Consider the following 6898-nt stretch of genomic DNA (forward strand, 5'->3'; position numbering starts at 1 on the left):
CTTGTTTTTTCATGGCTTTTTTATTATAATAGCGGAAGGTGAAGCTTCACCCCAAGGAGGAGAATTATGCGTTTAAAAATGACTACCGCCGAGGATCCGACCAATTACCGGTACAGCGGCGTTCTGGCACACCCAACTTCCTTCCCGTCCCCCTACGGAATCGGTGATTTTGGAAAGGGCGCCTATGATTTCATAGATTTTCTGACCGAGAGCGGGCAACATCTGTGGCAGATTCTGCCCATGGTACCCATCACCTCATTCGGCAACTCACCCTATCAGGGCTATTCCGTGTTTGCGGGCGAACCGCTTCTCATCAGCCCTGAGCTGCTTCTGAAGGCCGGACTACTGGAGCAGGGCGACCTGCAGAATATTCCGAATTTCGACCCGGGTCGGGTGGATTATGACCGGGTACGCGAATACAAGTATCCCCTTTATAAGAAGGCCTTTGAGTGCTTCGAAAAGTCTGAGGATTCGGATCTTCAGAAAAACTACGATGAATTCTGCCAGAAAAATGAGGACTGGCTCGCCGATTACTGCCTCTACATGGCCCTGAAGGAGGAGCAGGACAATCTCCCCTGGACCAAATGGCCCGAGGCCCTGCGGAATCTGGATAAGCAGAACCGGGCATTCTGGGAGGAGAAACTGAAAATGGGCATCCATTATCAGGCTTTCCTGCAGTTTATGTTCGATACCCAGTGGTATGCGCTGAAAAAATATGCCAACGACAAAGGCATTGCCATCGTAGGCGATATTCCCATCTTCGTATCCCCCGACGGCGCCGACGTATGGGCCAACCGGAAGCTGTTCCAGGTGGATACCAAGGGTTATCCGTCCGCAGTGGCAGGCGTTCCGCCCGACTATTTCAGCGCTACCGGCCAGAAGTGGGGCAATCCGCTCTACGACTGGAAGGAACATAAAAAAGAGGGCTACCGTTGGTGGATCGACCGGGTAAAGCATCAGCTTGACCAGGTGGATTATGTGCGCATCGACCATTTCCGGGGCTTCGAGGCCTATTGGGAGGTTCCGGTGGACGCTGAGACAGCCATGACCGGCGAGTGGAAAAAGGGACCGGGCGCGGATCTGTTTCTGGCCATCCAGAAAGAGCTGGGCGACGACCTTCCCATTTTCGCAGAGGATCTGGGCCTGATTACGCCCGAAGTGGTAGCGCTTCGCGACCAGTTTAACTTCCCCGGAATGCGGATTCTGCAGTTCGCCTTTGAGGGCGGCGAGAGTACTTTCCTGCCCCACCAGTTCGATACCCGCAACTGCATCTGCTACACCGGAACCCATGATAATGACACCACCGTGGGCTGGTATCAGCACACATCCGAATATGCCCGTGACAAGGTACGCCGCTATATGAACACCGACGCTTCCAGCGTCAGCTGGGATTTCATCCGGATCTGCCTGGGCACCGTTGCCCGCTACGCCATTTTCCCGGTACAGGATCTTCTAAAGGTGGGCAGCGACTGTCGCATGAACACGCCGGGAACTGCAGAACACAACTGGGAATGGCGTTTCCGCGAAGGCGAACTGAACCCCGGCATGGCCGGCGGACTGCGCCAGATGACGGAATTGTTCGGACGATAGGAGGCTGCCATGATACGTTTAATACTTGTAGCAATTGTGCTTTTTGGCTTTCTGATTCTTGGAATTCCGCTTCTGCTCATTGAGTGGGTAATTGGAAAATTTAACCAAAAATGGAAGGACTACAGTTCTCTTCGCCTGGTGCAGGGCGCGTTTAAGCTAATCATGTTCATGACCGGCGTAAAGCTCACAGTCATCGGCGAAGAAAATGTGCCAAAGGACAAAGCGGTGCTCTATGTGGGCAACCACCGCAGCTATTTCGACGTGGTGATGACCTACGCCCGCTGTCCGAGGCTTACCGGCTATGTGGCCAAAATCGAAATGCTGCGCTATCCGCTCTTACGGGACTGGATGAAGAATCTCTACTGCCTGTTCCTGGATCGGGATGACATTAAGGCCGGACTGAAAACGATTCTCAAGGGAATAGAATATATTAAAAATGGAATCTCCATCTGCATTTTCCCGGAGGGAACAAGAAATCACCACGATGAGCTGCTTCCCTTTAAGGAAGGCAGCATGAAGATGGCTGAGAAGACCGGCTGTCCGATTATTCCCATGGCCATTACCAATTCCGCGGAGATTTTCGAGGATCACATCCCGTTTATCCACCGTTGTCATGTGATTCTGGAGTACGGCGAGCCGATTCTGGTCTCCGAGCTCTCCAAAGAAGAGAAAAAATTCCTGGGTGCTTATACCCAGCAGAAGATTCAGACAATGTTGGATAAGAATAAGGCATTGTTATAATTAGGAGGATATTATGAAAATCGTAGTTTTAGCCGGAGGAACCAGCACCGAGCGTGATGTATCCCTGATTTCCGGAAGCAATATTTACCGCGCACTGAAAAAGAAAGGCCATGATGCCATTCTGGTTGATCTGTATCTGGGCTATGAAGGTGACCTGGCTATCAATGAAGATATTTTTAAGGCAAATGTGGAATGGGATAAGGATGTAACCGCCATCTCTGCAGAACAGCCGGATCTGTCTCATCTGAAGGAGCTCCGCAAGGACGGCGGCAAGAGCCTGTTCGGTCCCAATGTGCTGGCGCTCTGCGATATGGCTGACATTGTATTTCTGGGACTTCACGGAGCCAACGGCGAAGATGGCCGCGTACAAGCCACCTTCGATCTGATGGGCATTCCCTATACCGGAACCGATTATCTGAGTAGCGCTATCGCCATGGATAAGAGCCTGTCCAAGCAGATGTTCCGTGCGGCAGGAATCCCGACCCCGAAGGGAATCACCGCTAAGAACGGTCAGAAGATTGACCCGTCCACTGTCCCCTATCCCTGCATGGTAAAGACCACCTGCGGTGGATCCAGCGTGGGAACCTACCGGGTGGAGAAGCCCGAGGAGCTGCAGAAGGCTCTTGACGATGCTTATTCCTTCGGCGACGACGTCATCATTGAACAATTCGTCTCCGGCCGCGAGTTCTCTGTGGGCGTAGTAGACGGCAAGGCTTACCCGATTATCGAGATTGCGCCGATTCACGGCTTCTATGATTATAAAAACAAATACCAGGCCGGAAGTACCATCGAGACCTGCCCGGCAGATCTGCCCAAAGAGCTGACTCAGAAAATGCAGCACTACGCAGAGATGGTCTTTGAAGCACTTGGCATGCGCTCCTATGCCCGCATGGACTTCATGCTGGATACAGAAACCCTGGAAATGTACTGCCTGGAAGCCAACACGCTGCCGGGTATGACGCCCACCAGCCTGCTGCCCCAGGAGGCTGCTGCTTTGGGCATGTCCTTCGAGGATCTGTGCGAAAAGCTGATTCAGGTTTCCCTGAAAAATCAAGAGGTATAAATGATGAAGCATATGTCTTTAGCAGAAATTGCAACAGCCTGCGGCGGTACCTATGTGGGCGATGACAGCTTAAAAACTGTCGAGGTAAACGGCGTGGTCATTGACAGCCGCAAAGTAGAGCCCGGCTATCTCTTCGTGGCCGTAAAAGGCGAGCGGGTTGACGGCCATACCTTCATTCCGTCCGTCTTCGCCAAGGGCGCAGCCTGCGTCCTCTGTGAGGACGCGCCGGAGCAGCCTGCCGGACCCTATATCCAGGTTTCTTCCACACTGGAAGCCATCAAGGCCATCGCAGCCTGCTACCGCAGCACTCTGACCATTCCGGTGGTGGGGATCTCCGGCAGCGTAGGCAAGACCAGCACAAAAGAAATGATTGCCTCGATTCTCGGACAGCATTTTTACGTACTGAAGACCGAAGGCAATTTCAATAACGAAATCGGCCTGCCGCTGACCATCTTCCGCATCCGAGAAGAACACGAAGCGGCAGTCCTGGAAATGGGAATCAGCGACTTTGGAGAAATGACCACGCTTGCCAGCATGGCAAAGCCGACTGTCTGCGTTCTCACCAATATCGGTCTCTGCCACCTGGAAAACCTGAAAACCCGGGACGGAATCCTGAAGGCTAAAACCGAAATGTTCGACCAGGCCATGCCAGGCGCGCAGATCATTGTAAATGGCGACGACGATAAACTCATCACACTAAAAAGCCGAACCCCGCAGCCGACCTTCTTCGGCCTGGATCCTTCTCTGGATCTCTACGCCGAAAACGTGGAAAACTTAGGGCTGGCCGGTAGCCGCTGCGACTTTGTGACCAAAGCAGGCCGCTTCACCGCCACCATTCCGATACCCGGCCACCACATGGTCTACAACGCCCTGGCCGGCACAGCCGTAGGCCTGGCGCTGGGTCTGACCCTGGACGAGATCCGGGCCGGAATCGAGACTCTGAAGCCCGTCAGCGGTCGAAACCATCTGATCCATACGGACAAATGGGATATCCTCGACGACTGTTATAACGCCAACCCAGTCTCCATGGCCGCGTCCCTGGATGTGCTGACCAATGCACTGGGCCGTAAAGTAGCAATCCTCGGCGATATGGGCGAGCTGGGTGAAAACGAAAAGCTACTCCATTACAACGTAGGCTGCCACGCCGCCGACAACCAGATCGACGCCATCTTCGCCGTAGGCGAGCTGTCCAAAGAGCTAGTAAAAGGCGTACATGCAAAAGATCCGGACGGTAAGCTTATCTGTAAACACTTTGATACAAAAGAGGCTCTCTTCGAGGCGCTGCCGCTGCTGCTGATGCAGGGTGACTCCATTCTGGTAAAAGCTTCCCATTTCATGGAGTTCCCGGAGATCGTAAAGTGGCTCGAAGATCACGGCAACTAAGACAGCCGGAGACCAAGCGAAAATTTTCCACACACAAGTATACTATTGAGAACCAGGGCAGAGACTTTGTAGTTCTCCAGTGTCCGATAAACGCTGTACACTGGAAAACAACAAAGCCCCTGCCCGTCCGTCTTCACATACCATTATTTAATTATTGCCCCCGCAACAGATCATTCGCCACCGGCCTGTAAAACTCCCTCTGAAAGGTATCAAAATCATACCCCTTCCCCAGCAGCCACATCAGCTTCGCCACCAGCGCCTCCGTCGTCATATCATAAGCCTGCAACAGATGATAGCGCGACATCGCCTTAAAGCCCACCTCGTAGAGCTCCACATCACTGCCCTCCAGCATAACCTGCGTCGCAATCACCACAATACAATTTTTCCGTGTCAGGCTTTCCAGCTTATCCAGAAAATTCCGCTCATCCGCAAAGGGAATGCCGCCTACGCCGCAACTCTCAATGATAACCGCGTCATAATTATCCCCAATGTAATCCAGAATATCCGGTTTGATACCCGGTACTAGCTTCAATAAGAAAACCTTCGGTGCCAGCTTCTGTGAGAAGCTGACCGGCTTATCTTCGCCCTTCAGCTCCACGTAACGCACCACCCGGTCATTGTCCACGAAAGCCGCTATCGGGTAGTTGATGCTGTCAAAGGCATTGAAGCTCTTAGACCGGACCTTACGGGCCCTGGTCCCCAGAATCACTTCGCCGTTAAATACCAGATAGACACCATTGACATTTTCCTCGCAGGCAAAGCGGAAGCTGTCTCTCAAATTCTTGCGCGCATCGGTGATGGTTTTCACCAGCGGTTTTTGAGAACCTGTGATCACGATGGGCTTATGCGGATTCTGAATCATGTAGGACAGAGCCGCAGCCGTATATGCCATGGTATCCGTCCCGTGTGTGATTACAAAACCATCATAATTGTCAAAGTTTTCTTCTACAGCCTTTTCAATCATCTGCCAGTGCTCCGGCTGAATATTGGTGCTGTCCACGTTCAGCAACGGAAGAATCTCAATCTCGCAGAAATCCGTGATCTCCGCAAGACTTTTCCGGAGATCTTCCGGGGTAATCCCCGGACGGAGACCCTCGTCCGTATCTACCGACGCAATAGTTCCGCCTGTCAGGATCAGTAATATTCGTTTCATTAAAATTATCCCTTTCTTCTACTATAAAAACCCTCTACATAAGCCTGTGATTTCGTTTGTATATATGTATATCACATGTATATCACAGAAATACATAATGGTCAATAGGTTTTCTGAAATTTTCCGTTCTCCCATTGATACTTGTCTGAAATACCTTTATAATAAATTTGAATTCATCTGTTTATTAAAGAATTTAGGAGAAGTAGAGCTATGGCATTGACTTTGAATCAGAAAAATCTTTCCGCCACGGAGACGATTCTGGAACAGCTTCGAAATGACATTAATAATTTTGTTTATGACGAGCATTTTATTACAGAAGCAGAAGTTTCCGCACACTTTCAGGTAAGTCGGACCCCTGCAAGGGAAGCATTAAATACCCTGTGCCAGGAAGGAATCCTCGATAAGATTCCAAGAAAGGGCTATCTCATCCGCAAGCTTTCGTTCTCCGAGCTGCAGCAGCTCTGCCAGTACCGCTCCATTCTGGAATGCTGGGCCGTGGAATACGCGATACGATTTGCTTCCGACTCTGAACTGGACAAAATCTCTGAACTGGCCAATCAGAAAATCGATCCGGACGATCCGGATTTCTATAACCAATATCATGCGCTGAACCTGACTTTTCATCTTTCTATCGCCAGGCTCACAAAAAATGTATATCTCATCTCCGCCCTTGAAAATGTATTTAACCGGCTTCGCAGAGATCTCCTGATAGACGGACGTTCTAATCTGGAGAATTCTCTCGATATGCATATTCAGCTTGCGGCTGCCATGAAGAAACGGGATCTGGAACAGGCGCATCGTATCACCGCCGACCAGATCGATTTTGTAGAAAAACGACTTTATCTGCATTGAGCCTCCATTCTGTCATCTCATCTCTAAAATGTAATTATTTTATATTTTCGAAAGTGCATGAGTATAAAAAAGAATGTGCCGTTGGCACATTCTCGCGCCGAGGCGCGGTTGCTTAA

At 51.0% G+C, this 6898-nt stretch carries 6 protein-coding genes; 5 read left to right on the forward strand and 1 reads right to left on the reverse strand.

What is annotated here, in order from left to right:
- The first annotated feature begins 66 nt into the window (after nucleotides 1-66).
- Genes malQ through WMO29_RS04100 form a run of 4 tightly spaced genes read left to right on the forward strand, consistent with a single transcriptional unit; the run spans nucleotide 67 to nucleotide 4777 of the window.
- A complete protein-coding gene (malQ, locus tag WMO29_RS04085; RefSeq protein ID WP_349163872.1) occupies nucleotides 67-1590 on the forward strand; it encodes a 4-alpha-glucanotransferase in 1524 nt (507 codons plus the stop codon).
- Nucleotides 1591-1599: 9 nt separating this feature from the next.
- Entirely contained in the window at nucleotides 1600-2331 is a 732-nt protein-coding gene (locus tag WMO29_RS04090) for a lysophospholipid acyltransferase family protein (RefSeq protein ID WP_178038257.1), read from the forward strand.
- Between the two features lie 13 nt (nucleotides 2332-2344).
- The gene (locus WMO29_RS04095) at nucleotides 2345-3394 is read left to right on the forward strand and encodes a D-alanine--D-alanine ligase (protein ID WP_178038258.1); all 1050 of its coding nucleotides are present in this window, start codon (nucleotides 2345-2347) and stop codon (nucleotides 3392-3394) included.
- A 3-nt stretch (nucleotides 3395-3397) separates the two neighbouring features.
- Complete coding sequence (locus WMO29_RS04100) at nucleotides 3398-4777, forward strand: UDP-N-acetylmuramoyl-tripeptide--D-alanyl-D-alanine ligase (protein ID WP_349163878.1); 1380 nt, start codon at nucleotides 3398-3400, stop codon at nucleotides 4775-4777.
- 151 nt (nucleotides 4778-4928) lie between these two features.
- Here WMO29_RS04100 and WMO29_RS04105 read toward each other — a convergent pair whose 3' ends face one another.
- On the reverse strand, nucleotides 4929-5930 hold the full coding sequence (locus WMO29_RS04105) for an asparaginase (RefSeq protein ID WP_349163873.1): 1002 nt from the start codon (nucleotides 5928-5930) through the stop codon (nucleotides 4929-4931).
- Between the two features lie 210 nt (nucleotides 5931-6140).
- On the opposite strand from WMO29_RS04105, the gene WMO29_RS04110 reads away from it, so the two are divergent.
- The gene (locus WMO29_RS04110) at nucleotides 6141-6782 is read left to right on the forward strand and encodes a GntR family transcriptional regulator (protein WP_349163875.1); all 642 of its coding nucleotides are present in this window, start codon (nucleotides 6141-6143) and stop codon (nucleotides 6780-6782) included.
- Nucleotides 6783-6898 lie beyond the last annotated feature (116 nt).

It is taken from the genome of Laedolimicola intestinihominis (assembly GCF_040096155.1).
Lineage (GTDB): Bacteria > Bacillota > Clostridia > Lachnospirales > Lachnospiraceae > Laedolimicola > Laedolimicola intestinihominis.